This is a genomic window from Arachnia rubra (assembly GCF_019973735.1).
GTDB lineage: Bacteria > Actinomycetota > Actinomycetes > Propionibacteriales > Propionibacteriaceae > Arachnia > Arachnia rubra.
Map to the genome: position 1 here is coordinate 510,085 of NZ_AP024463.1, position 24,650 is coordinate 534,734.

Here is a 24,650-nt window from a genome sequence, read left to right on the forward strand (position 1 = left end):
TGGGCCCGTGCTCGACAACGTCTTCGGATCGCCTGACGCCTGGCCGGACTCCGACCTGATCGGTTACAGCGAGGAGTTCGACCCGGCGCTGGCGCTGGTCGCCTACCGGTGCGGGGTGTTCCCCATGCCGGTGGAGCAGTGGATGGGCTGGTGGTCGCCGCTGCGGCGCGCCGTGCTGCCATCCGGCGGGCTGCGGGTCACGCGGTCGCTGCGCAAGATGGCGGCCCGCTACACGACCACCGTTGATCGTGCCTTCCCTGACGTGCTTGCCGCCTGCGCGGACCCGGGACGCCCCGACGGGTGGATCGATGACCGCATCGCCTTTGCGTACACCGCTCTGCATCAGGCCGGCTATGTGCACAGCGTCGAGACCTGGGATGCGCAGGGCAGGCTCGTCGGGGGGCTCTACGGGGTGCACCAGGCCGGGATGTTCGCGGGGGAGTCGATGTTTCACCACCCCGAGCTCGGCCGTGACGCATCCAAGGTGGCGCTGCTGCGGCTCGTCGCGGAGCTGGCCCGCGCCCGGGTCGGCCTGCTGGACGTGCAGTGGCTGACCCCGCACCTGGCGAGCCTGGGGGTGGTCGAGTTGCCCCGCCGCGACTACCTGGCGCAGCTGGACCTCGCGCTGGACGCGGAACACCGCAACACCTGGCCGAGCGCTGAGCGCTGGGACTCTCAGCGGCTTCTGGCCTCCCAGCAGCACTCCTAGCCTCGCAATTTCCACTCGTGGCTACGGTGTCGGCGGAACTGTGAACATGCAGCAGCCGGGGTTAGTCATCCGGATTGCTCCCCCACGCTGTCAGCGGAGCCGTGGACGCCTTCAGCTGGCGGCCGGCGCGGTGGGAAGCCACAGCTGCGCCGAGCGGGACTTTCTCATGGCCTGTGGCAGGTTGTCCATGATCTCCTGCTGGCGGCGGTTCGCCTCGTCCCAAGAGCTCTGTGCCGCGTCCCAGGCGCGCCGGGAGGCGTCGCTCCACTCCGCGATCGATCCCGCGACCTCGTCGCACAGCGCCGCCAGGAGGGTGTTCAACTCAGCGTTGGCCTCGGCCAGCCGTGCGAGGCCCTCGGGCAGGGCGGCTGTGCTGTCAAGCGGTGGTGGCTCGGGTTTTGCCCTGCGGGCCCGCGGCTCCACCTGGCGGATCCGGCCGGCAGAGGCTGGCACCTCGACCTGCCCGGTCAGACTGGCGTGGATCATGTCAAGGCCCTGCTTGACCCGCTCGAACTCGGAGTCGAAGTGGCTGTAGTCGCGCTGGAAGGCAGTGAACTCGTGCATGTTCCAGCGGGCTGCCAGCGCTGGGAGCTGCTTCTGCAGCCGGGCTTGGAGGTCGTGGATCTGCTGGTGCTTGACCTCGATTTGGGCAGCGGCTTCCGCCACCACGGGGTTTTCCACGTGCTCGCGAGCCATGACAGCCTCTTCCGTCGGGTGCTTTCAAAACGACTTTATGCCCGCAAGGGGTCATGACCGGGGAGATCGCACCCCCGGCAAGTCGCGTGGCGACGCTAACCTGTGACGGTGCTCGGATATTTCGGACCCGCGGGGACGTTCACACACCAGGCTATGCTCAGCATCACAGACGCCGATGGCGTCGCCTTCTCCAGTGTAGGTGAGGCCCTCGACGCGGTGCGGCAGGGCCAGGTGACGGGGGCTGTGGTGCCCATCGAGAACTCCGTGGAGGGAGGGGTATCCGCCACCCTCGACAAACTCGTCGACGGCGACCCGCTGATGATCACCGGCGAGGTGGTCATCCCCGTCGAGTTCGGGTTGTACGTGCGGCCCGGCACCAGTCTCGGCGACGTCGCGTCAGTTCTCACTCACGGCCATGCCGCGGCCCAGTGCCGCGACTGGCTGGCCACCATGATCCCCAGCGCCCAGGTGACCGAGGCGGGGTCGACGGCGGGGGCGGCGAAGGAGGTCTCGGATCCCGCGTCCCGCTACGACGCCGCCATCTGCGCGCGCGTCGCAGGCCAGCTCTACGAGCTGGAGGAGCTGGCCTACTCCATTGAGGACAATCCTGGGGCGGTGACCCGGTTCGTCGTGGCCTCGCGGCCAGGGCGGCTGCCGGAACGCACCGGAGCCGACAAGACCACCCTGGTGGCCTACCTGCACCAGGACCATCCCGGGGCGCTGCTGGAGATCCTCCAGCAGTTCGCGGTGCGCGGTGTGAACCTGTGCCGGATCGAGTCGCGCCCCACGAAGACCCTCCTCGGCAGCTACTGCTTCGCCATCGACGCGGAGGGGCATCTGGCCGACCGGCGGCTGACCGAGACCCTCCTCGGCCTGCACCGCATCTGCCGTGACGTGATCTTCCTTGGCTCCTATCCGCGCGCCGACGCCCAGCCCCCTGACGTGCGGCGCGGTTTCGACGACGAGTCCTTCGAGGAGGCCCAGGCCTGGCTGGAGCGACTCGCGTAGAGTTCACCCCATGATCGATCCCAAGCTACTTCGCACCGACCCTGACCTCGTACGGCGTTCGCAGGAGGCCCGCGGGGACTCCGTCGGACTCGTCGACGAGCTGGTGGCGGCCGACGAGGCGCGTCGCTCCGGGATCGCCACCTTCGAGAGGCTCCGGGCCGAGCAGAAGGATCTCGGCAGGCTGATCCCGCGGGCGCAGGGCGATGAGAAGGCTGGGCTGCTGGCCCGCACCAAGCAGCTGGCGGCGGAGGTGAAGGCCGCACAGGAGGCGTCGGAGGCCGCTGGGGAGCGTTTCAACGAGCTGGTGATGCAGCTGGGCAACATCGTCATCGACGGTGTGCCGCGCGGCGGTGAGGACGAAGGAATCGTCATCGAGACCGTCGGGACGCCCCGCGACTTCGCCGCCGAGGGCTTCGCACCGAGGGATCACCTGGAGCTGGGAGAGGCCCTGGGTGCCATCGACATGGAACGCGGCACGAAGATCTCCGGGTCCCGGTTCTACGTGCTGACCGGGATCGGCGCGCAGCTGGAGCTGGCACTGCTGAACCTGGCCATGACCAAGGCCGCGCAGTGGGGCTTCACCCCGGTGATCCCGCCCGCGCTCGTCAAACCCGAGGCGATGGCGGGCACCGGCTTCCTCGGTCAGGCTGCGAAGGACGTCTATCACCTGCCCGCCGACGACCTCTACCTGGTCGGCACTTCTGAGGTCGCGCTGGCCGCCTTCCACAGCGATGAGATCCTCGACGCCGCCTCGCTGCCGCGCCAGTACGCGGCGTTCAGCCCATGCTTCCGCCGCGAGGCCGGGTCCTACGGCAAGGACACCCGCGGCATCTTCCGCGTCCACTGGTTCGACAAGGTGGAGATGTTCGTTCACTGCCTGCCCGGGGACGCCGAACAATGGCACCAGAGGCTGCTGGGCTTCGAGAAGGAGTTCCTGAACGCGCTGGAGATCCCGTTCCAGGTGCTGGACGTCGCGTCCGGGGACCTGGGGCTCAGCGCCGCCCGCAAGTACGACTGCTACGCCTGGCTGCCGACCCAGCAGCGCTACCGCGAGGTGACCTCCACGTCGAACTGCACCCAGTTCCAGGCCCGCCGCCTGGGCATCCGGTACCGGGTGGAGGGCGGCGGCACCGAGCACGTCGCCACCCTCAACGGCACGCTGTGCGCCATGACCCGCATCATCATCATGCTGCTGGAGAATCACCAGCTCGCCGATGGGACGGTGCGCGTGCCCGAGGCGCTGCGCCCGTACCTCGGCGGCCTGGAGCGCCTCGGATGACCTTCACCCCCAAGCTGGTCGCCCTCGACATCGACGGCACCATCGTCGACGGCAACGGCGTGCTTCCCGGCGATGTGCGTGATGCGGTCAGGCGTGTCGTCGCGGCGAGGGTCCCCGTGGTGCTGTCGACGGGCCGGTCCTGGGCAGGCGCGCAGGTGATCTTCGACGAACTTGGCCTGCCTCCCGGGCCGTCGGTGTGTGCGAACGGTGCGATGATCGTGAACTACCCGCCCGTCGAGGTGGTGCATGAGAGCCGCTTCGACCCGGCCGACTCGATCGCCAGGGTGGCCCGTCTCGCCCCGAACGCCGCGGTCGCCGTCACCGACGGGATGCGGTGGCGCATCTCGAAGCCGTTCCCGGACGGTGAGCTGGCGGGGGACATCGTCGTCGAGTCCCTGGAGGAACTGGCCTCGCGGCCGGTCTCCCGGATCGTGGTGCGGGACCCGGAGTCTGACGACGATGTCTTCAACGAGATGGTTGAGGCGCTGGGGCTGCGGGGAGTCTCCTACTACATCGGCTGGTCGGCGTGGGTCGACATCGTCCCCGAGGGTGTCGACAAGGCGCAGGGCCTGGAGCGTGTGTGCCGGGAGCTCGGAGTGCGGGCAGCCGATGTGCTCGCCATGGGCGACGGGTACAACGATATGGAGATGATCCGCTGGGCCGGGCGTGGCGTCGCGTTGGGTGACTCCCCGGAACCGGTGCGGGCAGCCGCCGATCACGTGACGGGCGACTTCCGCTCCGGCGGTGCCATCCAGGAGCTGAGCCGCTGGTTCCAGTAGCCGCCAGAACCTGGTAGTCCCCGCTGGCGGGGCCGGGCGCTCCACGTCCCCGGCCTGGGAGACCCTCGGCCGGCAGTCCCGCTGGGGCCTCTGCCGGCCGAGGTCTGGCCTGGAGTCAGGCGACGGAGGCCTCGGGCTGCAGGACCTCGGCTGCGGCCTCCATGACCTCTTTCCTGCTGGGCTTCCTCTTCTTGATGGGCTTCACCGTGTCCTGTCCTGAGGCGTCGGCGCGCCTGAGGTGGCGTTTCACAGTGGAGACAGAGCAGCCTACGCGGGCCGCGATGGTGGACAACGACTGGTTCGGGTTGGCCTGGCGTAGCCTGTGGATCTCGGCGTGGTCGAAGTTGCGGCCTGAGGAGACCCCGGCGAAGATGTCCAGGTCCTCAGGGGTGACGGTGACGTCAAGGCGGCTGCGGATCTCTCGCCGCTGGGACTCCGTGGTACCTGCCACGAAACCGGCGACGTCGTGCGAGACGACGGCCTCGGCGAGGCATTCGGCGCGTAGCGGGCACTCACCGCAGAGGCTTGCGGCACGAGCCATGAGCGCTGCCTGCGCGCGGAGATCGGCAGCGGTCCCGACGCTGGCTGCTTCGTCTTCCAGCAGCGGGTCCTGGAACAGCGAGGCGAACTTTACGCATGGGGTGGCGTCGTCGAGCGCGATGGTCACAGTTGATCCTCCTTGCCCCTGGGGGTCGGGGCTGTTCAATTCCTGCTACACCAGGGTGACGGATCGCGGGGAGGGGAATAAGGGATTTCGGTAGGGGGAACTACCCGACTTCTCTGGGTATCCGGCTTGCCCTCATCTGAGTATGGATACTTAGGAAACTGGCGCTGTCGGATTCGTTCTGGCTAGGCGCTAATAGAGGATTCTTGTCAGCCCTTCGGGTGAAATACCTAGTCAGAGCCGTGGGGTCGGTCTCTCGTGGGGCTCACTGCGCGTGTGGTGGGGGTGTATGGGTACTCAGTCCGCGCTGGGCGGTGTGCCGTCGCTCGTCGAGGAATGCCCCTAGGGGGAGTGTTCCTGGAGGGGGTGGATCCTCCCGGGAGTCATCCCCGAGCGGTGGGTTGTGCGTCACGACCTCGGGCGGCGCCTTGGCGTGGCCCAGACGCGTCGTCCTGTGAGGTGGCTGCGCTGTGGTGACATCTGGCCGGCTCGTGATTTGCAGGGCTCTCCCATTGAATTTGTAATTACGAATTGCAGAAGCCGTTCCCATTCCAAAGCATATTAACGAAAGTAATCATCATGAGGTATCGGGTATCTCGTGGCCTGTTTTATCCCTCCTTGTCAGGGTGAACATCAAAATTTATTTGTCATCCGATTGGCTGGCCTCTGCGGGCCTCCACGTGCGGGAAGACGCCGGTTTCCGGGGCTGGGAGCACGGAAAATCGTGGTTTCTGGCCGGTCGTCGGGTCCCTGGCGACTCTCAGACGGGGCAATTGCGTGCTTTCTAGCGTTTTTGCTTTCTGAAGGGATGCGCTAGCGTCATATCTGCATTTTAGGAATCGGTGCGCGAGGGAGGGCATGGATGTCGCTGGGCGAAGCAAGCGAATGGACACTGCACGCCAAGTGCCGGAATATGGCGGACGCTCTCTTCCCCGAGGGGAAAGACCAGAAGAAGGTTCGTGGTATCTGCATGAGTTGCCCAGTGCGGCTGGAATGCCTTGCCGAAGCGCTCGACAATCGCGTCGAATGGGGAATCTGGGGGGGAATGACCGAGCGGGAGCGCAGGCAGCTGCTCCGCTCCCGCCCTGACATCACCTCGTGGCGGGAGGTGCTGCTGACCTACGGCCGCATGAAGGAGGCGAGCTAGGGAGGTCCTGGCCGCGGGGCTGTACCGTTCGCGCCACGCTGCCTGCGATGTCCTGGCTGGAAGTTGGCCTGGCATGGCCAGCGCAGTTGATGGCAGGCTTGGGTCATGACCAAATGGGAGTATCTGACCGCACCTATCCTCAGCCACGTATCGCAACAGATCCTGAACAACTTCGGATCAGAGGGCTGGGAACTCGTCACCGTCGCCCCCGGGCCGACCCCTGAGACGATGGTCGGGTACTTCAAGCGTCCGGTGGCCGGCTGATGAGCACGCCCACGCAGCGCCTCGCTGACCTCGGACTGTCCCTGCCCCCCGTCGCCAAGCCCCTAGCGGCCTACACTCCCGCCCTGAAGGTCGGGGACCAGGTGTGGGTCTCCGGGCAGCTGCCGCTACGCGACGGGGAGCTCGTCGCCACGGGCCGTCTCGGCGACGCCGTCGAACTCGCCGAGGGTGCCGAGGCCGCCAAGGTCGCGGCCCTGAACGCGCTGGCCGCTGTCGCCGACCAGGCCGGCGGCCTCGACAACGTGGCCCGTGTCCTCAAGGCCGTGGTGTTCGTCGCCTCCACCACCGGCTTCACCGCCCAGCCGCAGGTCGCAAATGGCGCCTCCGAGTTGCTCGGCGCGATCTTCGGCACCCCGCATGTGCGCAGTGCCGTCGGCGTGGCCGTCCTGCCCATCGACGCCCCTGTCGAGGTGGAACTGGTGGCGGAGCTCGTCGCCAGGTGACAGCGGCCGGCCAGGGGGACCGCCTGGCAGGCCTGAGTGCGGCTCTGCGTGACGGGACGGCCGGGCCGCTCGGCCAGTTCGGCCGGGCACCCGCCGATGCCCGCCAGGCTGCCGTGCTGATTCTGCTCACCGACGAGACCGACCCTGCGGTCCTGTTCACCGAACGGGCCGAGGGGCTACGGTCGCACGCTGGGCAGATCTCCTTCCCCGGCGGTGGTGCCGAACCCGGTGAGACCCCCGCCGGGACTGCGCTGCGCGAGGCGCAGGAGGAGGTCGGTCTGGAGGCTGGGCTCGTCACCGTCCTCGGGCAGCTCCCAGCAGCGTGGGTACCGGTCAGCGGCTACGAGGTCACTCCCGTTGTCGCGACGTGGCCCGAGGCGCTACCCCTTGCCCCGGTGGACCGCCGGGAGGTCGCGGATGTGCTCCAGCTGAGGGTCTCCCAGCTCAGCGCCCCGGAGAGCCGGGTCACGGCCGTCCTGCCCAGCGGCTACAGCGGTCCGGGCTTCCAGGTCGCGGACTGGTTCATCTGGGGCATGACCGCCCACCTTCTTGACGTCACCCTGCGGGTGGCGGGCTGGGAGCGGTCCTGGGACCAGGGCCGGCAGATACCGGTGCCCGGCAGGTTCCTACGGGACTGAGGACCGGCGATGTCGCTCGTGGCCTCTCGCATGTTCCAGTCAGCTGTTTAGTGGCGAAGGCCTTGCGGGCTCCTCCCGGACCACGACCTCCGCAGACTGGCCGGCGGCGGCGTCGGTGAGCGCGATGAACGTGGCCCTGGCCTCCTCGATCGTGGCCACCGGTTTCCTGACCTGCTTGAAATGCCGGCGCGCTATGAGGATCAGCAGGGCGGCGATCCCGATCGACAGCAGCGCCGCCAGCAGGAACCCCAGCGTCAGGGCGCCGATGGTGCCGATGCCTGTCAGCAACAGCAGCCAGCTGATGACGAGCGCCAGCACGATCACCAGCATCCAGATCGAGTGCAGCAGGAATGCCGCTGCGGCCGCGACTAGCCCCGAGCCGATGCCGGCGTGCTTCGCGGCTGGTACGAGCTCAGCTTTGGCCAGCTCCGACTCGCGGGCGACGAAGTCCATCAGGCCGTCGCGGAGTAACTGGAATGGAGTGGGACGGGCCATCGTGTTCCTTTCGCATCCAGCCGGCTGCGGTGGCAACCGGTGCATCTAACCCTACGGCTACCGCGGAGGCGTGGCGACCTGCATGTCGATCTGGATCCCGCTTTCGGGCATCGAGACTGGTTCCGTCAGCTCGTCATGGTTCACCCACGCCCGCCAGGCCAGCAACTGGAATGGCAGCCGGAGGTTCTCGCCGGGCCTGACGGCGTGCTCGAATAGGTCCCTTATCTCGTCGGCCAGGCGTTTGCGCTGGTGCTCTGAGAGTTTGCGCGACAACGGCTGGTTGGCCACGAGCTGCTGCAGGTCATCGAGGCTCACGGTCTGCCAGATCCGGAACGCCCGGTGCTCCACCTCGGGGAAATATTTGGAGTCGTCGACGGCGGCCAGGGACTTGTGGCCGTAGTCGCCGCGCATCGCCATCGGGTCGTAGTGGCGAAGCAGTGCGGTCAGGCGGCGCACCCACGGCACCGAGTCGTCGCGGATGATGTAGGAGGCGGAGAAGCAGCCGCCGGGACGCAGCACCCGCGCGATCTCGGACAAGGTCTGGCCGGGGTCGAAAAGGTGGAAGGACTGGTGGGAGAAAACCACGTCGAACTGGCAGGGATCGATCGGGATGGCCTCGGGGCGCGCCCAGAAGGAGCTGATCTCGGGCACGGCGAGCAGACGGCGCATGTCACGGTCGGTGTCGGCCATCGCGAAGACAGTGTGTCCCGCCTCCTCCAGGCGCTGGGGCAGCAGGCTGCCCCCGAAGGTCAATCCCCGCACCCCTGGCCAGACAGCAAGCCAGGTCAGTGCTTCGGGCGGCAGGGGATTGGTCTTGGTCATCTCTTCCTGGGGTGTCGCGGTGCTGTTGAAAACAGGTTATCCACACCTTCTGACAAGAATGGCGATTCGTCTCGGAGGTTTCTCAAAGTGAGAATGTGAATACTTCGGAGAGTACCGGTCCATTGCTCGCAACGCGGGAAGCCGCGCTCGCAGATTCCGTGCTCGCCACCGCATTGGCGCTCGGGATCGATCTTGAGGTGATCCCGGACCGGGAGGACCTCAGGCACAGGTGGCGCACCGCCTCGCTCCGGCTGGTCGGAACGGACATGGCGTCGCGCGCCGCGACGCTCGGGGCGGTGCCGGGAGTCTGGGTGGTCGGCTTCGAGTCCGATGACTTGCTGCAGGCCTCCGCCGAGCTCGGGGCGCCCGCACTGCGGCTACCCGGCGAGTCGCAGCGGCTGGCGGAGGTGCTCGCCAGTGACTTGCCGGGGCAGGAGGCAGCACAGCTGCTGGCGGTCTCCGGGGTCTCAGGGGGGCTGGGTGTCAGCTCACTCGTGGTGGCGCTCGCCATGCGGGCCGCCGAATCGGGCTTGCGCCCGGCTGTGGTGGAACTGGCGCGCTGCGGCGGAGGGCTGGACCTGCTGTTCGGAGCGGAAACCCAGCCCGGCATGACGTGGGAGGAGCTGCGTCACGCCGTCGGGGAGGTCGGTGACCTGACCCCGCACCTGGTCTTAGCGGAACGGGTTTCCGTGCTGGCGTTGGGCAGGCCTCATGGGTATCCGCCGGACGAGGCTGCGCTGTCGGCGGTGCTGAGGTCGCTGGAGCGCAGCCACGACATCGTGGTCGTGGACATGGGAGACGGCACCCGACTGGCGGAGCTGGGGCGTCGCGTGGTCTCGTTGCTGGTGGTTGGGGCGGATGTGCGTTCGGTGGCTGCTGCGAGGATGCAGGCCCGGCGGCTGGACCTGGCTGGGGCCTTGCTGGTGGTGCGGGCTGGGAGGGGTCGCGGGCTGCCTCCCGAGGCGGTTGCTGACGCGCTGGGGCTGCCGCTGGCCGGGGTGATACGCGACGACCCGCGGGTCCCGCAGCTCGCTGCCCAGGGGGCCAGCGTCGGATCGCGGCCGGCAGCGCGGCTGCGCCGGGACGCAATGCGGCTGTTCGAGGAGGTGAGGCGCTGATGCTTGAGGAACTGCAGGCCAGGCTGGGCAGGCTCGGCCGCCCCCATACCGCGGCAGATGTCGCGACCGCGATGCGGGGGATGGGGCTGGTGGTCTCCGACACCGCGCTCAGAGAGGCGATGGACCAGCTGCGCCGCAACTCCGTCGGGGCCGGGCCGCTGGAGGAGCTGCTGCGGGAGCCGGGGGTGTCCGATGTGCTGGTCAACGGCCCGGATGCGGTGTTCGTCGACCGGGGTTCCGGGCTGGAGCCCGCGGATGTGCGGTTCGTCCATGATGAGGCGGTCCGCAGACTCGCCATCCGGCTGGCAGCCACTGCGGGCCGCCGCCTGGACGACGCCCAGCCCTTTGTCGACGGGCGGCTGCCGGGCGGGGTGCGGCTGCATGCGGTGCTGGCGCCGCTGGCTAGTCCGGGAACGTGTATCTCGCTGCGGGTCCCGGCCTCACGCACCTTGACTCTGGAGGAGCTGCACACGGCCGGGTCGCTCACCGCGGAGGCCCTTGAGTTGTGCCGCCTCGTGATTGCCCGCAAGGTGCCGTTCCTGATCTCCGGTGGCACCGGCACCGGCAAGACCACCCTGCTGGCGGCGCTGCTGGCAGAGGTGCCCGCCGCAGAACGCATCGTCGTGGTGGAGGACGCCCGGGAACTGACACCCCGGCATCCGCACTGCGTTCGTATGGAGGGCCGGCCGCCCAACAATGAGGGCAAAGGCGCCATCACACTCACCACCCTGGTGCGGCAGGCTCTTAGGATGCGGCCGGACCGGGTGGTGCTGGGCGAGGTGCGCGGTGCGGAACTTACCGACCTGCTCTCAGCCCTCAACACCGGGCACGAGGGTGGCTGCGGCACCGTCCACGCCAATTCCATCACCGATGTGCCGGCTCGCCTGGAGGCCCTGGCCGCGCTCGGAGGCCTGGGCCGCGAAGCCTGCCATGCGCAGCTCGCGGCAGCTCTGCGGCTGGTGCTGCATCTGCGCCGCGGCTCCGATGGGAAACGCTGGCTGGCGGAGGTGGGGGCTTTTCAGCGGGGCGCAGACGGGATGGTCGGGATAGTGCCTGCTTTGGGGTTCAGCGAGGGCGAGACCACCTGGGGGTCGGGTGCGGAGCTGGTACGTGACTGGCTGGGGTGGTTCAGATGATGAGCGTGCTGCTCCTGGCGTTGGCAGCTGTGCTGCTCGTCGGCAGGGAACAGACCCTGGAACGGCTGGGGTTCCCGGCCCGTCGTACACCAGCACGCGGCAAGGCAGCTGCGCTCAGTGCGGCGTCCCACCGCGCAAACGTGGGCGCTGGATCCAGGAAACGGGATGTGGGGGCTGGGGCCGCCGACAGCCCGGTGCCGTGGCGTAGTCCTGGGGCCGACGGCCTGGAAACGGATTCATCCCAGGCTGGCGGGATCGTGACGGAGACCTCTCAGAGCAGGGAGGAGCTGCACGGTGAGGAATCCTGCAGGGACCTTTTAGGTCCGGTCTCACACCACAAGACCCAGGTGCGGCGTCGCAGCCTCCTGCTGGCTGGAGGGTGTGGCCTGGTGATCGTGGCCGTGGTGCTCGGCGTGAAGGTGGCGGGCTGGGGTCTTGTGCTGGCCATCGCGGTGGGCACCGCTGTGTGGGTGCTGCGGCGTGGCGCGGTGGAACGCTCCCGGCGCTCCTGTGCCGATGAGACCACCCGGGTGACGGTGGGGCTTGCCATGCTGTTGCGCGCCGGGCAGATCCCGACGACAGCACTGAGTGAGGCCGCCTCCGACTGTCCGGCGCTGGCTCCCGTCGCAGCCGTGGCTCGGCTGGGAGGCGACGTGCCCAGGGCACTGCGCGAGGCCGCCAGGACGCCCGGCCGGGAGGGCCTGGCGCGGGTCGCCGGGGCATGGCGGGTGGCGGAACGCACCGGCGCCCCCATCGCCTCGGTGCTGCTGCAGGTCGCGGAGGGGCTGCGCTCGGAGCGGGAGCTGTCCGGGGTGGTCGAGGCCGAGCTGGCGATGGCGCGTGGCAGCGCCCGGATCATGGCGTTCCTGCCCTTCGGCGCGCTGCTGCTGGGGTCCTTCGTCGGGGCGAACCCTCTTGGTTTCCTGCTGGAGCATCCGCTCGGAATGGTGCTGGCGCTTGCCGGGGTGAGCCTGGCCGCCGCCGGGGTGGTGTGGACTGAGAAACTGGCGGTCCGGGCATGAGTACCGCAGCGCTGATCGGTTTTCTCGTGGCCGCAGCTGTCTTGGTCCTGTGGGCCCCACCGCCCCTCAGCCGTCTCGACCCGGCCTCGTCGCCGCTACCCGGCTGGGTGGTGAAGGCCTGGCAGTGGGTGCTGCGGCAGCGCAGCGGCCGCAGGAAAGCGGACCAGGCTGTCGTGCGGGAACTCCCCGAGGCCCTGGATCTGCTCGCCATCTGCCTGGAGGCAGGCGCCCCCATGAGCCAGGCCATCGCCACGGTGGCTGGCGTCAGCCCTCCTGCGACAGGCGAGATCCTGCGCGCCGTCGATGCGCAGCTGCGGGTTGGCAGAGACCCACAGGAGGCGTGGGGCAGTCTCGCTGACCACCCCGATTGGGGGCCGCCGGCCCGCGACGCCGCCCGCTCGGCCCGCTCTGGCACCAGCTTGGTCGAAAGCCTCCGCGTCCACGCCGACGAGGCACGGCGCCGTCGTCGTGAGCAGGAGACCAAACGGGCCAGGTCGGTGGGGGTGAAATCGGTGCAGCCGCTCGCGGTGTGCTTCTTGCCGGCCTTCGTGCTCATAGGGGTGGTGCCGTTGGTGGCGTCGCTGCTGGGAACGTTCGTGGGTCGCTGATGAGCCCAGGCCGGCGCTGCCGCGCACCACCACTCTCTGGCCCTGCGGGTCGTCACTTCGCCGGGTGTCCTTTTCCCTGTGGCAGCCCCTGGGCTGAAATCCGCCTCGTGCACGGCACCACCCGGTGCCGTTTCGCCTAGCCCACCTCGTGGAGCGCGCGGCAGCCGCGTGCCTTGTCACCGCGTGACAAGGTGCTGTTTCGTTGGTTGTCTTGGCTTCGTTTGGTTGTCTTGGCGAAATCTTCGCCCCGGATTCTCCGCTCGCCGATGGACTTCCAGCGCGATGCGGCCGGATCTGGCAGGTGGCAGAGTTGGGCGGGTGAGCTGGGAATGGGTGACCGGTGCGCAGGAAGCAGTGGTGGTGCGCCACCGGCCAGCCTCCTCGGGTACGCAGGGTGACTGGCCCGGGTGGCTCGATGCCGGGCTCATCGGTGGGTTTCGTGCCGCCGGGATCGAGCGGCCATGGCAGCACCAGGTGGAGTTCGCGGAACTGGCCCATGCCGGCCGTCATGCCGCCATCTGCACCCCCACCGGCTCCGGGAAGACTCTGGCCTACCTGATGCCGGTGTTCACAGCGCTGCAGGGCGGCAGGCAGGGACGTGGAAGGGGATTCGCGTTGCGCCGCCCCACCGCCCTCTACCTGGCTCCTACCAAGGCGCTGGCCCACGACCAGGCCCGGGCTGCCGGGGAGCTGGCACCTGGCTCGGTGCGGATCGGGGCCCTCGATGGCGACTCCGACGATGCCGAGCGACGTTTCGCTCGCGAACACGCCGGCCTGGTGCTCACCAACCCGGACATGCTGCATTTCTCCGTGCTCCCGAACCATCGCCACTGGTCGGCGCTGCTGGGCGGGCTGCGATACATCGTCGTCGACGAGGCCCACCGGTATCAGGGGGTTTTCGGGGCGCATGTTGCGCAGGTGCTCAGGAGACTGCGGCGGGTCGCCGCCAGCTACGGGGCTGAGCCGACGGTACTGCTCAGCTCCGCGACCGCACCGAACGCCGCTGAGTTCGGAGGCACCCTGATCGGTGAGGAGCAGGTGGATGTGGTCGCGTCCTCGACCGCCCCGGCAGCCGCCCGGACTGCCGTGCTGTGGCAGCCGGCGACCAACCTCAACCGCGACACAGCCCGTCTACTCGCGGGCCTGGCCGGCGATGGAACCCAGACGCTGGCCTTCGTCGCATCCCGGGCCGGTGCGGAGCTCGTCAGCCTGGCCGCGGCAGAACTCGCCACCGATCCCGCCCGGATCGCGTCCTACCGGGGCGGCTACTTGGCGATGGAACGCCGCGACCTGGAGGCGGCACTGCAGTCCGGGGAGCTCCTTGGGCTGGCCACCACGAACGCGCTGGAGCTCGGCATTGACGTCTCTGGCATCGACGCGGTGCTCGTGGCCGGGTTCCCGGGGAAGCTGTCGTCGTTCTGGCAGCAGGCGGGCCGGGCCGGTCGCGCGGGGCGGGAGGCCCTGGTGGTGTTGCTCGCCCGGGAGAATCCGCTCGATGCCTACCTGCTGCAACATCCCGAGCTGATCTTCGACGCTCCCGTCGAGGCGGCTGTCTGCCACCCGCAGAACCTACACGTCCTCGGACCGCACCTGGCCGCTGCCGCCCAGGAGCAGCCGCTCACGCCCGCGGATGAGCGCTGGTTCGGTCCGATGACGCTGCCGCTGGCCAGGCACCTTGCTGCCGGGAAGGTGCTGCGGGACCGCGGCGGCACCTGGTTCTGGACCCGTCCCGACCGGGCCGCCGACCACATCAGCCTGCGCTCCACCGCCCCCAGGCCCGTCGAGATCATCGAACGCTCCACCGGGCAGGTGATCGGGGTGGTGGACCCCGATGCCGCGGACCGCACCGTCCACCAGGGCGCCGTCTACCTGCACCAAGGACAGTCATTCATGGTGACGGAACTCGACATCGACGAACGCCGCGCGATGGTGGTGGCGGTCCACAACTCCTGGTACACCCAGGCGGAGACCAGCCAGGACATCGTGGTGCTGCGGGAGACCGGCTCGCGGCCGCTGGGACAAACACGCATCCACTTCGGCGACGTGCGGCTCAGCTGGCAGGTCACCGGATACCTCAGACGCGACGAGACCACCCACGAGGTCCTCGACTCGACGCCGCTCGACTGCCCCGAGCACACCCTGGCCACGCAGGCCGTGTGGTGGAGCGTCCCTGAGTCCCTGGAGCGGGAACTCGGCTGGGGGACGCTTCAGTTGGGGGCAGCTGCGCATGCCGCCGAACACACCGCCATCTCCCTGCTGCCCGCGTTCGCGCCCTGCGATCGCTGGGATATCGGCGGCATCTCCACGGCCCGGCACCCCGACACGGGACTGGCAACGGTCTTCGTCCATGATGGCCTGGCTGGGGGAGCGGGTTTCGCCGCCCACGCCTACGAGGTTGCCGGACGGTGGCTGGCCGCGACGCTGGAGCGGCTGCGCACCTGCTGTTGCGAGTCGGGATGCCCCGCCTGCGTCGTCTCGCCGAAATGCGGCAACGCCAACCAGGTGCTGGACAAGGCCGCAGCCAGGGAACTGCTGGAGCGTGTCCTCAACGGCTAATGGAAGAGACTCCCCGCGTTCACAGAGGCAGTTCATATGGGCCAGGTGTTGTCACATGACGGGGCGGTGTTGTCACCACAGAGCACAGGTGTTGTCGCCTGTCCTCAGGCATGTGGAAACGGACAGCCTGCAGGGTGCGCTGCCCATGGTGAAGGTGTCACCGGGTGGAAGGCCATCTGGGAACATCCGAAAGGGGAAGTCATGTCCGAGTCCGCCAAGACCGTCGCCTGCGTCGAGAAGAAGAGCCCTTCACGTCGTCGTTTCGCCGAGCGGGGCCTGACCACTGTCGAGTACGCCATTGGTTTGCTCGGCGCTGCGGCCGCAGCGATGCTGCTGCTCCGTGTCTTCAACGACAACTCGCTGTTCGACATGATCATGAAGTGGGTCACCGACCTCTTCGTGAACGCCGCCCAGCACGACGCCTGATCACCATGCGTGGGGCGGAAGCCACCGCCCCACGCCTCCGGGCGGAGGTGCCGGGGGCGCGGGGCGAGGAATCGCGTGCGGCCATCGTCTCCGTCGCGCAGCCTCCGGCGCCCCGGCGGCGCAAACCGGGCCACGTCAGCTGGTTTGGCCGGCGCAGGGCCCGGCGGGGGCAGCGGGGGATGGTGACGGTGGAGCTGGCCATCGGGCTCATCACCATCGTGATGCTGCTGTCGGTCCTGGTCGGGATCATCCTGCTGGGCGTGACCCAGTCGGGAATCCAGACTGTCACCTCGGACCTGGCCAAGCACCTGGCCCGGGGCGACGACGCGACAGCGCAGAAGACGAGGGAGAAGGCACCCACTGGAGCACGCATCGAGATCGAACGTACGAATGCCGGGGTGCGGGTCACCACTCGCCTGGAGGTGTCCATCCTCAAGCTTGGGGCCGTACCACTTGAGTCAACGGCCTGGGCCCACTGGGAGCCGGGGGTTGGGCCATGAAGGAGACGCGCCGCGCTCCCGGCGGTCATGATGAAAGGGGAGTGGGCACGGTGCTGGTGGCGGGGATCTGCCTCGGGCTGGTGATGGTGGCCGCCACTGTGGCGCTTATCGTGGGGTGGCTGGCCCGGGCTGAGCAGGCCCAGAGCAGCGCCGACCTGACAGCCCTGGCCGCTGCCGCAGCGGAGGCTGACGGCGGTGACGCCTGCGCGGAGGCCGAGAAGGTGGCTGACGAGAACGGCGGACGCCTGACCGGATGCGAGGTGCGGGGCGAGCGGCCCCGGTTCGTCGTCGAGGTGACGGTGGCTCTGCCGCTGCTGGAGGGACGCGGTTTCAACCCAGGCGAGGTGGAGCGGAGCGCAACGGCGGGAACGGTATGAGACCGCCAGTCCACACGGGGTGTTCCGGGGCTCCACCTGGCGCTCCCCGGCGAGCTAACGCCACGCGACACTAGGGTGTCCACATGGACATTATCCGGTTGCGTGGGCGGCTGAACGAGATCGGCTACTCCACTGACGCCGTGCTGGAACGGATTGGCGAAGTGGGGCAGGCTGGGCTGCAACGGAACTGCACCCTGCCCGCTGACGTCGCCCTGGCTAGGGCTGATGATCCTCTCGCGACCCTGATCCGGTTGTTCCTGCTCCGTCAGGAGGTGCCGGCCGCGGTGGTGGGCAGAGCATTCAGGGACTGCCTCAGCGACGTGCTGGCGGAGGAGATCGTCGCGTTCGACGGGCAATCGGCCAGGGCAGTCGTCGAGTTGCGGCCCTATGCGTCACCCGATGACGGCGCCAGCGGCTGGCTGGTCAGTGACCTCACTCCCGGACTCGACGGCCTGGTGGAGCCGATTCGCCTGGACTACGTGCTGGGGGCTTCACCCGCGTCCCTGACACTGGCTGAGATCACCATGCGGCAGCCCATCGGCCGTGCTCTTGACCTCGGCACGGGGTGCGGGGTGCAGAGCTATCACCTGTCCCGCCATGCTGACGAGGTGGTGGCGACCGACCTCAACCCGCGGGCCCTGCATCTCGCGAGGATCGGTGCTGCCCTGAGCGGGATGGGCATCGACTTCCGCGAGGGGTCGCTGTTCGAGCCGGTGGCGGGTGAGCAGTTCGACCTGATCGTCTCCAACCCGCCCTACGTGATGAGCCCGCCTGGCGGGGAATGCCTCACCTACCGCGAGTCCGCATTCACAGCGGATGGTCTCGTCGAGGCGGTCGTCCGCGACGCCCCCAGCCACCTGACCCCCGGCGGCAGCCTTCAGCTGCTGACGAACTGGGCCATCACCGGCGTCCCTTGGGAGGAGAGGCTCGCTTCGTGGGTGGCAGGCTCAGGGTGCGACCTGTTCGCCATCGAACGCGAGCGCCTCGACCGGTTCGCCTACATCGAGATGTGGCTCGCCGACGCTGGCCTGTCAGGACGTCCTGAATGGGAGCCCACCTACCGGCGGTGGCTGGACTACTTCAGCCGCCTGGGCATCGACGAGGTCGGCATGGGGTGGATCCTGCTCACCAAAGCGGGCCGTGAGGTGCCCGAGGTGCGCTGCGAGTCATGGCCGCATGCCGTCGCCCAGCCGGTGGGATCTGTGTTCGCCGCCCATGCCGGGGCCATTGACGCTGCCCATCTTCCCACCGCGGACCTGCTCTCCCTCACGCCTCACCTGGCCGGTGTGGTAGCCGAGACCACCGGGCAACCTGGCGCTGCGGACCCCGAGTACCTGGTGCTGCGGCAGCGTACCGGGCTGCTGCGCGGCATGCACCTGACCACCGTGACGGGTGCGGTCCTGGGAGCCCTCGACGGCGACCTCACCGTCGGCCAGACCATCTCCGCCGTCGCCCACCTGCTCGGTAGGCCGGCGGAGGAGATCGCAGCCGAGGCGATCCCCGCTGTCCGCCAGGCTCTGGCTGAGCAATATCTCGTCCAGGCCGCCTGAATAACCTTTATTGCTCAGGGGATGACCGGACAGCATCCGTCATGGCATGCTGTGCCCGAACTTGGAGATTCCGTGGACACATCGTTTTCCATGGGCGGAATCTCCTGGATGTGAAAGGCAAAACCACATGTCTCGTCTGTTCTTCCGGCATGGGCTTGTGATGGCCCTCACGGCCGGGCTGGGACTCACTTTCCAGGCCCTGCCGGCCCAGGCGGCCCCCGTTGATGTCGTGGTGGACGCGGTCACCTACCGGGTCGACCCGGATGCGCCCGGACAGGGGGCGACGCTGGTCGGTTTCGACCGGAACAAGATCGCCCGCACCCTCACCATCCCCGCGGCCGTCGACCACGAGGGCACAACCTATCAAGTCAAACGTATTGGGGAGGAGGGGCTGCGCTCCGCCCGGCTGAATACAGTCGTATTGCCTGATGGGCTGGAGGAGATCGGAAAGGCCGCCTTCTACGGCAACTCCATCGGTGAAATCGTCATTCCGGACTCCGTCACCAGCATCGGCGAGCAGGCCTTCATGAACAACCACATGAAGAGCATCACCTTGCCGAGGAAACTCACCGAGATCAAGGCCTCCACGTTCGTCAACAACAACTTCACCTCGATCAACCTTCCGGAGGGTCTGGCGACCATCGGCCCGGCGGCCTTCGCGTCGTGCCGGCTGACGTCGCTGGTGCTGCCCGAGTCGGTCACCTCCATCGGTGCCTCGGCCTTCGAAGCCAACGCCCTGACCAGCGTGACTATCCCGGGCGGCCTGACGTCGCTGGCCCCCGGGCTGTTCTCCAACAACAAACTGACCTCGGTGACCATCCCAGAGACGGTGACATCACTCGGCGCCGAGGTTTTCTCGGGCAACAAGCTCACCTCGCTGACCCTGCCCAGCTCCATCACCACCATTCCGGAGCGAGCTTTCCACAGCAACGAGCTGAAGTCCGTGAAACTGCCCGAGAGCCTCACCGAGATCCAGGAGGCTGCCTTCGAGTACAACGACCTCACATCGCTGACCATCCCAGCCAAGGTCACCACCATCGCGAAGCGGGCCTTCGGCAGCAACGCCCTCACCTCGGTGACGATGCAGGGTCCCGCCCCCACCATCCACGCGCCCGGACGCTGGAGCCCCAACACCGGATCCTTTGGCGACCCGCGGGGACTCACCCTCAGCTACTACTGCCACTTCGGCGCCGACCAGGTGACGGATGGCTACGCCAAGCCCGTCTGGAACGGCTACACCATGGCCGACCAGTGCCTGGTCGTCACGGACAAGGGCGACAGCGTCACGGAGCCGGCCAAGCCGTCCTTCGACCTCACCGCCGACGAGGACGGCGACGGCTTCACCAACGGCGAGGAGATCGAGGCCGGGACCGACCCGCTCGACCCGGACAGCCACCCGGCCCCGCCCTCGCCTGCTCCGGTCCCGACTGCCACTCCGACGGCTGCTCCGGGTCCAGCTGATAACCCAACGCCCGCTCCCTCCGCTACAGCCCCAGCCACCTCCACCGCCCCGGCTCCTGACCCGGCGGCCTCAGCCTCGACGGTTGTGACTCCGGGCGCTACGGCCCCGCAGCCGGCAAACCCAGTCCGCCCGGGGCTTCCCCGGACGGGCGGGGCCATCAGCTGACCGGACTGAGTCACCGGACCACGTGGCCGGACTGAAGAGGTGCCCAGTCGGGGAGTGATCCCTGGCTGGGCACTTCGCATGGGGTGCACGAACCCCCCGGGCAGGGGCCTGCCGCCCCCGCCGATGTTTTGTCGGTGGCGTCTGCGAGACTACGGCTGGCTTTGAAATGGATGGTAGGCAAAAATGAATCGGCTGCTCCGGGATCGTGACGTTCGCAGGCTGGCCTGTATCTTGGTGGGCTGCGCTGTGGCGTGGCAGTTGTGGCGATGGACGCCGATGCTGCGTCCATGGGTCACGACCTGGTTAACCGAAGGTGAAGAGCCACCGCCGGGCAAGTCCTCCGGAGCCGCGGCGGATCCTTGGGCGGCTTTCACCCCGCAGACGCTGCTGCCGTTGGTGCTCTACGTGGCCGGGGCGGTGGTTGTCCTACTGCTGGTGAGCAGGATCCGGCACCGGCCGGGTTTCCGGTGGACGACGGTTGGGTCGCTGCAGGTACTGTCGCTGCTGATCGGGTTCGCGGTCAGTGGCTGGCAACAGGTTCTGGGGCTTGAAAACGTCCAGGGAGTCGACCACTGGTTCGCCAACCCGCGCGATGTCGGCCTGGAATGGCTTGCGGCACCGTTGTCGAGCTGCCTGCTGACTGGGGGATACGGCAGGCGCCTGGGCACCTCACGACGACGGTCGCGGGCTGGGCTGACGGACCGGCAGATCTGGCTGGCGGTGCTGGTTCCCGCAGCCCTGGTGGCCGGCGTGGTGGCCTGTGCTGTGCCGTTCCTGAGCGGGGTGATGCTGGTGCCGGTGGTTCCGATGCTTGCGCTGTACTGCGTGGGCATGTGGTTCCTGCTGCACGCGGTCCGCGGCCTGCCCGGTCTGAGAGCCGACTTGCTGGTGCTGATCAACTGCCTGGTCCCGGTCCTCGCCGCGGCGCACGTCGTCGCTCCCCTGCTGCTGGACGGGGTTCCTGGCCTCAATTGGCTGACGCAGCTGCCCTGGTATGCCTTCGGTGCGTCTTCCCAACTGTTCTCTGGCGTCGGCATCACCCTGAATGGAGGTCACTACGGCCTGCTGCCGATCGCAGAGTCCCTGATCGTGCTGTTCATCTATCTGAGGCGGCTCAGAGCCGCTGCGAACCGGCGGTGAGCCTAGAGATCCCTATCGGATGGGGCCGCTTATGGCTGCTTTCGGCCAGCGTGTGCCGGTTCCTCAACCGGTGATCAGGCCGATGGCCAGGGCGATCACGCCGAGGGCGGGGATCACCCCCTGTTTGAGCGCCGCGGATGCCTTGTCGGGGCTGCTCAAGAGCAGGACGAGACTGGCCGCGACCATCGACCCGGCCCCGGTGAACACCAGCGTCGAGCCCACCACTGGCTGCCCAGCGATGTGGAGCACGATCCCGAGAAAGACAGCCACGGCCAGGAAGAGGTTGTAGAACCCCTGGTTGAAGGCGATTTCCCTCGTCGCTGCTGCTTGCTCGGCGGTTCCGGTGCCGAAGACGGCCCGTGCGCGTTCCCCCGTCCAGGCGATCGACTCCAGGTAGAAGATGAAAACGTGCACGAGCGCGGCGATACCCGCTAGTGCCAGCCCGGTGATGATCATGAGTTCCCCCTGCAAAGGATGATGTCGTGACGAACTATAACCCGACCTGACCCAGGCGGGGTGCCCGGCATTTGCGGATTTGCTGAGACTTTCCGTGGCTCTGCTGTATCTCTTCCCATGGAGGGTCGCGACGGCCTATCCCTGGGCTGCCTCTCCGATTGGCCGAGTCACGAGGCGAGCGTGTTGGAGGCCGCTGTTTGCTGGGACCGTCACCGGGGCTTCAAGGACTACCCGCTGGCGCTCGCGGCCCGGTGTGGACAGCGGGGAGCAGCCACATAAATAACCCTTTTCCGCGGATTTCGCCAGAGTCAGCTGAGCTGGCGCAGTAGTCTGACGAGCTCAATGAGCGAGTAGAAGCTGGTTTGCATCGCCTTTGAGGACCCGAAGTTGATGACGATCTCTGCGTCGTGTGCCGGATCATGCCACAGGTGTGCCGCGGTCAATCCCAGATGCCCCACAGGGCATGGCCAGTCCCGCAGCCAGGGGGCGAATTCGTTGAATTTCACATTCATGGTCCCGGCCCCATAGTGCAAGCCGGCGCGGTACTTGTGGCGGGATACGGTCAGCCATGCCCACGACTCCACACTGATGAGGCGGCCTGTGTGAAGCGCGTGAATGAAAGTCAGGTAGTCAGCCAGCGTGGCTGCAAGACCGCCACCGGCCCAGTCAAGGGTGAGTGACTCCGCGTCGTCTACTCGGGTCTTGCCGAGGTATAGAGGTGCAATCCTGTCTTCTCCAGTGGTGGGTTTGGTGCGCAACGGCATGAAACTACGGCTCATTCCCAATGGCTCAAAGATTCGCTCATGCACGAGACGGGAATAGTCCATGCCGGTGATAGCCTCAAGTACGAGCCCCAAGACGGTGAACCCGGTGTCACTGTAGAAGAATTTCTCTCCAGGAGCCCCGACTGGCCTTTGATGTTCCCGGGAGTGGGCGAGCAGGCTGCTTGGGGTCCATTGCCGGTGAAGATCCGTCACGGCAAGTTCAGCGATTGTCGGCCCCTTGGTGCGTCCATTGAGGTAGTCATTCGCTCCGGAAGTGTGGGCCAGGAGATGTTCAATGGTGGCCTCATTCAGCCTGTCATCCATGAAAATACCCTGCAGTACCTCTGGTTTCAGCACGGAGGAGATGTGGGTGCTGAGAGTCAGTGCCTGCTGCTTGATCAGCTGCATGGCGATCGCTGCGGGTGCCAGCTTCCCGACGCTGGCGGAGTGGAACGGTAGGTCCTCCGGCCCGTAGCGGTAATCCACTCCAAGGCGTGGTGCGCGCACGGCAACCTGTGGCTGCCACTTGCGCGCTTGCTTGTCCAAATGTTTTGTCAGCTTGGCGTTGAAATCGTCTACATCCATCGCAATCCTCCTGGTAATGAAGTAAATCGCAGCGCCGTGCGGCGATAGATAAAAATTCATGCAGAGTGCTGCGAGTTTTGTGAATGACGCAGTGAGGTTTTCAGGCGGCTGGATCGGCTGAACCCGCGGCGGCATATTTTGTGGGTGAAATTTCCATTGTGCGAGGAGCGGGTAATCCAGAGATCCAATATAATGGAATTTTCAACATCAAGAATAGCCCAGGTCCCTCACCTCGGATAGTGGGAGCCAGTCCTCCGTTGATCTGACTTGATTTTTTTGAAGGATTGTGTATATTACCGAGGGTGAATTGAACGGATGGCTTTATTATCTGGCGGACAGCTGGGGGTGGGACACCAGGCCGGGTCGAGGTTGCCCAGCCCTTCCTGGCTCCAAGGCCCTGTGGTCATCAGGAAATGACGTGAATGGAGCCGAGGATTCTTTACGTCCACAAAGCCGACATCGGCAGGCCCCAGAGTTCTTCTCCAAAACTCACAGGCATGTCTATAGGCGCTAGGACGACGGCTTTGATCATGCGATCCTTCAATCTGTCTCTGAGGAAGCGCAAGCTATTGAAGTGAGACCCCTTGAGTGTCCTGCTGGCCTTGACCTCAATGCCTATGATGCGGCCGTCGTCGAGCTCAAGGATGAAGTCGATCTCCCTGCCATTCCGGTCCCGGTAATGATAAAGGTGGTAATGGTTCTCGCCCCATTCACCTTGGGCGTGAAGTTCCGTGGTCACCACACCCTCGGTCAACTGACCCAGCAGCTGAAGGCCGTGGGGCAGGGATGACAATGATTCCTTGGTGGCTCCGCAGAGCCAAACAGCCAGCCCTGGGTCAACCACTGAGGCTTTGCGGCGGCCGGTTTCCCGGTTGGTCAGGTTTGGTGTCCAGGGACGGAGTTCTTGGACAAGGTACAAGCGCGTCAAGGCGTCGAGATAGTTGGCGATGCTCGGAGCCGGGATGGCTGCCTCCTGTCCAAACCGTGCCTTGACTATCTCACCAGACTGGTTGGCTGCTATTAGCCGCAGCAAGGTGAGCAGGCGTTCCGGGCTGAGTTTCTCACCGCCATCCAAGGCGTCCACGCGTGTCAGTTTCTCCACATAGCTGCGGTACCAGCTGGAACGAAGTCGGGATGTCAGGTTCTGGGCTGCTGGCAGACCCCCATGAATGATCAAGTCGATGAGGGTCTGATGGGTTAATGGCTCGTGCGCCGTAGTGACGGCATTGGGTGTTTCAGCAGCCAGGAGGCGATCGACAAAAGTGCCACGATCAGTGGTTCCCCGTAACTCGGCTTGGGTGAAGGGAAGCAGATTGATGGTCATGGACCGGCCCGCCAGTGAATCCTTCTCGCCGCGCATCCGGGCCAGATCAGAGGATCCCGTCAGGATGAAACGGCTGGGACGGCGGTCTTTGTCAACGGAGGCCTTGATCGAGAGCGTCAGCGATGGAACACGCTGTACCTCGTCGATCACCAGGGTCTGGTCGGCAGCCTGATCCACGAATCCTCGCGGATCATTGCGGGCGAACATGAGAACGTCAGGCTCGTCAAGGGAGACGATCTTGGCTTGTGTCCCGTCGGTCAACATCTGGGCGAGGGTCGATTTGCCAGTTTGCCTGGCGCCCTCGACCGTCAGGACCGGGGTGGCCGTCAGCAACTCACGTGCCCATGGTTCCACTGCTCGTCTGACAAGCCCTTCCATGGTGGGAAGTATACGTCGTACAACAGTTTCCTCTTCGGTTTGCTTATATCTAGATCTTCGTTTCGCTGCTCTCCATCCCTTCGTTTCGCTGAATTCCCGGAAGTCAGACATAGCCCTTCAG

The 24,650-nt window shown here is 66.9% G+C and carries 26 protein-coding genes; 19 read left to right on the top strand and 7 right to left on the bottom strand.

The annotated features are described in order from the left end of the window. The first annotated feature begins 7 nt into the window (after positions 1-7). Positions 8-709 (top strand): leucyl/phenylalanyl-tRNA--protein transferase, encoded by a 702-nt coding sequence (gene aat, locus SK1NUM_RS02160; protein WP_223927746.1) that lies wholly within the window; start codon positions 8-10, stop codon positions 707-709. A 111-nt stretch (positions 710-820) separates the two neighbouring features. Here the strand turns inward: aat and SK1NUM_RS02165 are convergent, their stop codons facing one another. Next, positions 821-1,405, bottom strand: coding sequence for a WXG100 family type VII secretion target (locus tag SK1NUM_RS02165; protein ID WP_212324754.1), 585 nt, complete (start codon positions 1,403-1,405; stop codon positions 821-823). A 108-nt stretch (positions 1,406-1,513) separates the two neighbouring features. Here SK1NUM_RS02165 and pheA point away from each other — a divergent pair, with 108 nt between their 5' ends. Genes pheA through SK1NUM_RS02180 form a run of 3 tightly spaced genes read left to right on the top strand, consistent with a single transcriptional unit; the run spans position 1,514 to position 4,471 of the window. Then, complete coding sequence (gene pheA / locus SK1NUM_RS02170; protein ID WP_212324756.1) at positions 1,514-2,413, top strand: prephenate dehydratase; 900 nt, start codon at positions 1,514-1,516, stop codon at positions 2,411-2,413. Positions 2,414-2,423: 10 nt separating this feature from the next. Beyond that, entirely contained in the window at positions 2,424-3,692 is a 1,269-nt protein-coding gene (gene serS, locus SK1NUM_RS02175) for a serine--tRNA ligase (RefSeq protein ID WP_212324758.1), read from the top strand. After that, complete coding sequence (locus SK1NUM_RS02180) at positions 3,689-4,471, top strand: HAD family hydrolase (RefSeq protein WP_212324760.1); 783 nt, start codon at positions 3,689-3,691, stop codon at positions 4,469-4,471. The genes serS and SK1NUM_RS02180 overlap by 4 nt, the downstream gene beginning before the upstream one ends. Positions 4,472-4,586: 115 nt before the next feature. Here SK1NUM_RS02180 and SK1NUM_RS02185 read toward each other — a convergent pair whose 3' ends face one another. Then, a complete protein-coding gene (locus SK1NUM_RS02185) occupies positions 4,587-5,138 on the bottom strand; it encodes a WhiB family transcriptional regulator (protein WP_212324762.1) in 552 nt (183 codons plus the stop codon). 859 nt (positions 5,139-5,997) lie between these two features. Here SK1NUM_RS02185 and SK1NUM_RS02190 point away from each other — a divergent pair. From SK1NUM_RS02190 to SK1NUM_RS02205, 4 genes are all read left to right on the top strand, one after another. Then, the gene (locus tag SK1NUM_RS02190; protein ID WP_212324764.1) at positions 5,998-6,282 is read left to right on the top strand and encodes a WhiB family transcriptional regulator; all 285 of its coding nucleotides are present in this window, start codon (positions 5,998-6,000) and stop codon (positions 6,280-6,282) included. Between the two features lie 105 nt (positions 6,283-6,387). Next, a complete protein-coding gene (locus SK1NUM_RS02195) occupies positions 6,388-6,546 on the top strand; it encodes a DUF4177 domain-containing protein (RefSeq protein WP_212324766.1) in 159 nt (52 codons plus the stop codon). Next, the gene (locus SK1NUM_RS02200; RefSeq protein ID WP_212324768.1) at positions 6,546-7,007 is read left to right on the top strand and encodes a RidA family protein; all 462 of its coding nucleotides are present in this window, start codon (positions 6,546-6,548) and stop codon (positions 7,005-7,007) included. Before SK1NUM_RS02195 ends, SK1NUM_RS02200 begins: the two co-directional genes overlap by 1 nt. Continuing rightward, positions 7,004-7,645, top strand: a complete 642-nt coding sequence (locus SK1NUM_RS02205; RefSeq protein WP_212324777.1) for an NUDIX hydrolase — start codon at positions 7,004-7,006, stop codon at positions 7,643-7,645. The genes SK1NUM_RS02200 and SK1NUM_RS02205 overlap by 4 nt, the downstream gene beginning before the upstream one ends. A gap of 39 nt (positions 7,646-7,684) precedes the next feature. Here the strand turns inward: SK1NUM_RS02205 and SK1NUM_RS02210 are convergent, their stop codons facing one another. Together SK1NUM_RS02210 and SK1NUM_RS02215 are read right to left on the bottom strand one after the other, a co-directional pair. Continuing rightward, on the bottom strand, positions 7,685-8,140 hold the full coding sequence (locus SK1NUM_RS02210) for a phage holin family protein (RefSeq protein ID WP_212324778.1): 456 nt from the start codon (positions 8,138-8,140) through the stop codon (positions 7,685-7,687). A 57-nt stretch (positions 8,141-8,197) separates the two neighbouring features. After that, positions 8,198-8,962, bottom strand: coding sequence for a class I SAM-dependent methyltransferase (locus SK1NUM_RS02215; RefSeq protein WP_212324780.1), 765 nt, complete (start codon positions 8,960-8,962; stop codon positions 8,198-8,200). A 95-nt stretch (positions 8,963-9,057) separates the two neighbouring features. Here SK1NUM_RS02215 and ssd point away from each other — a divergent pair, with 95 nt between their 5' ends. From ssd to SK1NUM_RS02270, 11 genes are all read left to right on the top strand, one after another. Continuing rightward, entirely contained in the window at positions 9,058-10,080 is a 1,023-nt protein-coding gene (ssd, locus tag SK1NUM_RS02220; RefSeq protein WP_212324782.1) for a septum site-determining protein Ssd, read from the top strand. Then, positions 10,080-11,216, top strand: coding sequence for a TadA family conjugal transfer-associated ATPase (locus tag SK1NUM_RS02225; protein WP_212324788.1), 1,137 nt, complete (start codon positions 10,080-10,082; stop codon positions 11,214-11,216). The genes ssd and SK1NUM_RS02225 overlap by 1 nt, the downstream gene beginning before the upstream one ends. Beyond that, complete coding sequence (locus tag SK1NUM_RS02230; protein WP_212324790.1) at positions 11,213-12,238, top strand: type II secretion system F family protein; 1,026 nt, start codon at positions 11,213-11,215, stop codon at positions 12,236-12,238. The genes SK1NUM_RS02225 and SK1NUM_RS02230 overlap by 4 nt, the downstream gene beginning before the upstream one ends. Beyond that, on the top strand, positions 12,235-12,846 hold the full coding sequence (locus SK1NUM_RS02235) for a type II secretion system F family protein (protein WP_212324792.1): 612 nt from the start codon (positions 12,235-12,237) through the stop codon (positions 12,844-12,846). The genes SK1NUM_RS02230 and SK1NUM_RS02235 overlap by 4 nt, the downstream gene beginning before the upstream one ends. A 318-nt stretch (positions 12,847-13,164) precedes the next feature. After that, positions 13,165-15,402, top strand: coding sequence for a DEAD/DEAH box helicase (locus SK1NUM_RS02240; RefSeq protein WP_223927748.1), 2,238 nt, complete (start codon positions 13,165-13,167; stop codon positions 15,400-15,402). 201 nt (positions 15,403-15,603) lie between these two features. Then, complete coding sequence (locus SK1NUM_RS02245) at positions 15,604-15,828, top strand: DUF4244 domain-containing protein (RefSeq protein ID WP_212324796.1); 225 nt, start codon at positions 15,604-15,606, stop codon at positions 15,826-15,828. Positions 15,829-15,833: 5 nt separating this feature from the next. Further along, entirely contained in the window at positions 15,834-16,328 is a 495-nt protein-coding gene (locus SK1NUM_RS02250) for a TadE family type IV pilus minor pilin (RefSeq protein WP_212324798.1), read from the top strand. Continuing rightward, a complete protein-coding gene (locus tag SK1NUM_RS02255; protein WP_212324800.1) occupies positions 16,325-16,705 on the top strand; it encodes an Rv3654c family TadE-like protein in 381 nt (126 codons plus the stop codon). The genes SK1NUM_RS02250 and SK1NUM_RS02255 overlap by 4 nt, the downstream gene beginning before the upstream one ends. Positions 16,706-16,788: 83 nt before the next feature. Continuing rightward, positions 16,789-18,255, top strand: a complete 1,467-nt coding sequence (locus SK1NUM_RS02260; RefSeq protein ID WP_212324802.1) for a DUF7059 domain-containing protein — start codon at positions 16,789-16,791, stop codon at positions 18,253-18,255. Positions 18,256-18,382: 127 nt separating this feature from the next. After that, positions 18,383-19,882, top strand: a complete 1,500-nt coding sequence (locus SK1NUM_RS02265) for a leucine-rich repeat protein (protein WP_212324803.1) — start codon at positions 18,383-18,385, stop codon at positions 19,880-19,882. 183 nt (positions 19,883-20,065) lie between these two features. After that, positions 20,066-21,022 (top strand): hypothetical protein, encoded by a 957-nt coding sequence (locus SK1NUM_RS02270; RefSeq protein ID WP_212324805.1) that lies wholly within the window; start codon positions 20,066-20,068, stop codon positions 21,020-21,022. Between the two features lie 63 nt (positions 21,023-21,085). On the opposite strand, the gene SK1NUM_RS02275 is transcribed toward SK1NUM_RS02270, so the two are convergent. From SK1NUM_RS02275 to SK1NUM_RS02285, 3 genes are all read right to left on the bottom strand, one after another. Beyond that, a complete protein-coding gene (locus SK1NUM_RS02275; protein WP_212324807.1) occupies positions 21,086-21,478 on the bottom strand; it encodes a DUF1304 domain-containing protein in 393 nt (130 codons plus the stop codon). Positions 21,479-21,786: 308 nt separating this feature from the next. Beyond that, positions 21,787-22,827, bottom strand: a complete 1,041-nt coding sequence (locus tag SK1NUM_RS02280; RefSeq protein WP_212324815.1) for a serine hydrolase domain-containing protein — start codon at positions 22,825-22,827, stop codon at positions 21,787-21,789. A 439-nt stretch (positions 22,828-23,266) separates the two neighbouring features. After that, entirely contained in the window at positions 23,267-24,529 is a 1,263-nt protein-coding gene (locus tag SK1NUM_RS02285; protein ID WP_212324817.1) for an ATP-binding protein, read from the bottom strand. Positions 24,530-24,650: the final 121 nt, after the last annotated feature.